At 39.3% G+C, this 4,028-nt stretch carries 4 protein-coding genes; all 4 read right to left on the bottom strand.

Annotated features, from left to right (window positions below; translation table 11 throughout):
- Positions 1-190: hypothetical protein (locus Q0Z70_RS13210; RefSeq protein WP_298075229.1), on the bottom strand; the 190-nt coding region annotated here is incomplete at its 3' end.
- Positions 180-2,186 carry a hypothetical protein gene (locus Q0Z70_RS13205; protein WP_298075227.1) on the bottom strand — a complete coding sequence of 669 codons (2,007 nt, stop codon included), beginning with the start codon at positions 2,184-2,186 and terminating at the stop codon, positions 180-182. The genes Q0Z70_RS13205 and Q0Z70_RS13210, both read right to left, overlap by 11 nt.
- Complete coding sequence (locus tag Q0Z70_RS13200; protein WP_298075225.1) at positions 2,167-3,366, bottom strand: O-antigen polymerase; 1,200 nt, start codon at positions 3,364-3,366, stop codon at positions 2,167-2,169. Before Q0Z70_RS13200 ends, Q0Z70_RS13205 begins: the two co-directional genes overlap by 20 nt.
- Before the next feature lie 71 nt (positions 3,367-3,437).
- The coding region (locus tag Q0Z70_RS13195; protein WP_298075223.1) for a polysaccharide biosynthesis C-terminal domain-containing protein at positions 3,438-4,028 on the bottom strand (591 nt) is incomplete at its 5' end.

Below are 4,028 nucleotides of genomic sequence, written 5' to 3'. Positions count from 1 at the left end.
TATCAATGACGGGCAGCCTACATGGCTTTGATTTTATTTCGAGCTCACGTTGTTTTAAGTGACAGGATATAAAATGGAGAAAAGGCGATACATGCGGCTTCTTACCAGCAGATACTTGTACAGCTCCTTTTTTATTAAAATCCTGAAATTTTAATTCAACCAGCGCGTTAATGCAATGTTCATATATCATATTTGTTTTTTGTGCTGCTTTTTACATCACGTAGTAATCTCCAGACGAGGTAGCTTATATATTCGGAGGCAAGCAAACGGTTCTTACATTGTATTAGCCACTTGCCAAATGTTCTTCCATATGTGTATACCAAAGAGGCTTCCAGCCACACTTGCCTGTATTTATACACATTATCATATTTATTTTTCAAGAGGTAAAAAACGACAATATAGAGGACAGTCCACGGATAGAGTTTGATGATTACTGGGATTTTTTTCCCCAAAAAATGATTCCACCACAACTTCTTACTTAGGAAAGCCACCATACTCTTATCCGGGTATCGTATAAAACGGTACATGATCTGCGGAAAAAGCAATCGGGATATTGACGAGGAATACTCTCTGAGACAGGCATATTGTTGGTATTGCCGAGCAAAACACAGCACCGACTTATGGTTCTGTCGGATTTCTTCGTCCATCGATGATGTTTCCCGTCTGCCCAACACGGGTACAACACTCGTATCCTTTCGTTTATAACCAAGCGTAGAGCCTTCAGCATTCCGACAAATATAAAATTCGATAAACGACTTGTTGCGATACATATCCATAGAAAAATCCTCTGCGTAGTAATATGACATGAAAGGTCCGCTTTGTCCGATATTGACTCGTACTCGTGATACACCCCAATAATAATATGTCACGGGAGCATCAATTATCTCTCTGAGGATTCCTTGCGTGGTACACCGCCAGCCCACATCCACCAGTCCCACAGGCTTACGACCATCGCTACAAAATTCCTCTTGTCTCAGGTAGTCCATGAGCAATTCGCGCTTGACTGCGCACCGGATTTGTATTTTGTTTCTTTTTTCACCTTCCAGCAGCTTTTCCATGAATGCATTTACATCATGGGTATTGCTATAGAGTAATTCTTTGTTTAAGTCAAATGAGCGTTCCATGTCCCGCATTTCCTCGTCTGTACAATCAAGCATTTGCATGATTTTACGTGGAGAGAAGCATCCGATGTATTTCAGCAGACGAGAAAGTTCCGACTTGTCCGCCCGTTGGACAGATGCCGGATAAACAGATTTGGTGGATATATGCAAATAACGAATTTCCAAATCCTTATATAATGGCAAAAGTTCTTTTGCCACGAGAAACATCACATAGGCATCTCGTGAGGCAAAATAAAGCCTGCGGATCCGCCTCATAACAGCGTCTTTCAGAATGGCATCCACAAAGGGGACAAGTAACGGAGCCATTATATCCGCTACAAATCCTCCATCGTCACTCCTGCCTCCCAACCGTGCCGCACGCATCAGTCCGGCAAACACAGTGGCGGCTAATGGTGATATAAAAAACCGTGCCCCGTTTTCCACGACGGCTTCATATTCAGAATAGCCGGTATGTACCAATTTTGCCCTTATGCCTTTCTTTTTAGGTATGAAGTAATCACCGTGTATATTGTCTCCATAATGTGTCCAAGCTCTTTTCCTGATGCATTCCTTCTCTCTCACATATTCGAATAGTCGTCCGGTATGCTTGGAGAGTCCTACGCTGCCGGAGATATAAAGGGCATCATTCTCCTGCATTATCCCGTACCTCATCAGACCCTCCCGGATTACTTCATCTGGCAAATACATATCGCTGATAAAGAGAATGCGACCTTTACCGCGTAGCGAGTTTATCTTTTTTACCGTGTCCTGAATAGGAGAGAAAGAGCGCTGTTCCAAAGAAATCTCCAATCTTTTAATTTGCTCTTTAGGCATATCGGTAAAGGGCGATAGGTCAAGCACATCATAAATTTCATCTAATGTAACCGCTTCTTTTTGAAGAGAAAGCATGGCCTTTTTCTCGGCACTCTTCCTTTCCATGACAAAAGCTCGCAAAAGAGACTCGTCCCTATCACGTACCACCTCTTCCGCCAGCAAACGAAAGATATTTTCCGGCTTCCCACAAGTTCGTGCCATGCAGGTATCAAAAACATCAAAAGAATAAATTCTAAACTTTCTTCTTTTCATATATTACCGGTGGATAAAACAATATAAACAAGACGATCATTAACTTTATATTGGCACGTACTTGTTGTGTGATTAGGAAATCAAAAAAGAATTGAAGTACTATAATATATGCGACCGAAGCATATAGCAATTTATATATGTCATTCACTTTAGCCCTTTTATAGATATAACTAAAAAACAAGCCGAAGAAAAATCCCCCCAAAGCGATTCCACGCCATCTCCAATCAATAAAATATGAACTCATTACGGTAAATACGTTCGTAGGAAAGGGCACAAACACGAGATTCTCATTCTCAAAATAATCGGGATTAACAGACGAATCTCCTAATAAATTTGCGAAAGTATGCTCTCCAAAAGACACCGTAGAAAATAAATTGGTACTATTTGAATTTAAAATATAACTATCGAATGCAGGAAGTGGGGATAGTATATAGATATAAAGAAAATCTAATAAACTGAATTCACTTCCAGAAGCCCCTCGAAATATTTGGATCAAGATAAACAGCAAAAATAATCCTCCTATAACAGATAACAACGTGGAACATTTCAATTTCCCCTTATATGCCAGGATTATTATGATTCCTATTACAACTTTGGTTATCATAAATTTATTTGCACGCATCAATACATGAAACAGAACCAATATCTGAAACAGTCTTAAATATTTAAACTTGATATTTTTAAATAAGTAAACAAAAAAAAGTACATATCCAAATTCCGCTATCCTGTGGGGAAAAAGGGCGAATTGTCCCGGCTTTTCCAATTCACCATTACTTCTATCCAGAGAAATAGTTCTGATAGCTCGGAATATATTTGAAGGATCAAATTCGTATGCCTCTTTAATAGTTAGCATCAAGGAGATAATAATAGCGATAGAAAACAATATGGCGAATTCCTTTCTGTACAGGAAGCGCATGGGTTCATGTTTCAGATGTAAGCAGTCGTTAACAGGCAGAAGAGATATAAGAAAATAGGGAACAGAGAAAGAAAACACCCACAACAGCAATGCCATATAAAACCGGTCGCTTAACGCATAAAGCCCATGATCAATTGTCGCATATAGTGTCAGCAAGGATAACCATAATAGAATAGTCATCGTTATCGGATTTATAAAAGACTTATCTGTTTTCCTTACCAGAATCAAGATAACCGCAAAAACGACTGCAAGAACAAAACACATAGATATTGTGCTATTTTTATTATCTAAGGGTATTTTTTATATCTTCTTGCTGAAAGAAGATAATGAATAATCTATTTTCGTTGTAGTTTTTGCAATATAACCGGCACGAACAGGTCGAGTGATTGATTTTTCAATATCTTCTGCGAAAACATATAAATGCCGGAACCGACCAATATAAAGACAGCAACAAGTGTCCATCCATTCAAGCACCGACTCAACAATAATATCGTCGGTAAGAAGAGCAAGGAACCGCACAAGGATTTCAACAAATTCGGAATGCCAACTTTCAGCTGTAATGGGGTCTTGTGATAAACATACCAAACAGAACTTCCCAATACCAAAGTTTCTGCAAAGACAGAGGCTATAGAAGCTCCGTTTGCACCCCAAATCGGAATAAGCCCCAAATTTAACAGAAAGTTCGAAATAGTACCTATCAATACAGAATTACAAAACAGTCTGTCATAGCCTAATCCTACAAGAATCTGAATGCACGATATATTGTTCAGTCCGATAACAATAATCACCAAACTCGATATCATCAACGGGACAACAGATCCGCCGAATTTAGCTCCGAAAAACAGAGGAACAAACGTCGGAGCAAGGCAAGCTATGCCAACTGCCGCAGGAAAGACAATAAACGAAATGATTAAAAAAGACTTGTT

The organism is uncultured Bacteroides sp. (genome assembly GCF_947632445.1).
GTDB lineage: Bacteria > Bacteroidota > Bacteroidia > Bacteroidales > Bacteroidaceae > Bacteroides.
The sequence above is the reverse complement of the archived record's forward strand: the minus strand, read 5'-3'. Positions and strand labels throughout refer to the sequence as shown.

Excerpts from the sequence above, each read along its gene's own strand:
- Q0Z70_RS13205 (WP_298075227.1), bottom strand. The coding sequence starts at position 2,186 with ATGAAAAGAAGAAAGTTTAGAATTTATTCTTTTGATGTTTTTGATACC.
- Q0Z70_RS13200 (WP_298075225.1), bottom strand. The coding sequence starts at position 3,366 with ATGTGTTTTGTTCTTGCAGTCGTTTTTGCGGTTATCTTGATTCTGGTA.